The organism is Pseudoalteromonas sp. S2755 (assembly GCF_005886535.1).
Lineage (GTDB): Bacteria > Pseudomonadota > Gammaproteobacteria > Enterobacterales > Alteromonadaceae > Pseudoalteromonas.
Window position 1 is genome coordinate 1 of the sequence record NZ_PNDS01000298.1, and the last position, 213, is coordinate 213.

The following is a 213-nucleotide window of genomic DNA, read 5'->3' on the forward strand; positions in this document are numbered from 1 at the left end:
GTTACTTCTACAAAGCCAGAATAATACCCCAGCAATACACGCAAATAATCCCACCCAAGAGCGCATTGAAAAGCTTATGCTTTTTAGAACATCCCCACCATCTAACGGCAAAATGGGTAGTAAATTGAATAAGGTCAACAGTGCACTTAATACTGCAACACCAGCAAAGATTTCCATCTCTGTCGCGTAATATAACACCCCTCCAAGGATTGA

At 41.3% G+C, this 213-nt stretch carries 1 protein-coding gene; it reads right to left on the minus strand.

Annotation, left to right across the window (positions count from 1 at the left end; all coding sequences use genetic code 11):
- Nucleotides 1–213 (minus strand): site-2 protease family protein (locus CWC03_RS23300; RefSeq protein ID WP_171040333.1); only part of this gene is annotated, 213 nt, incomplete at both ends.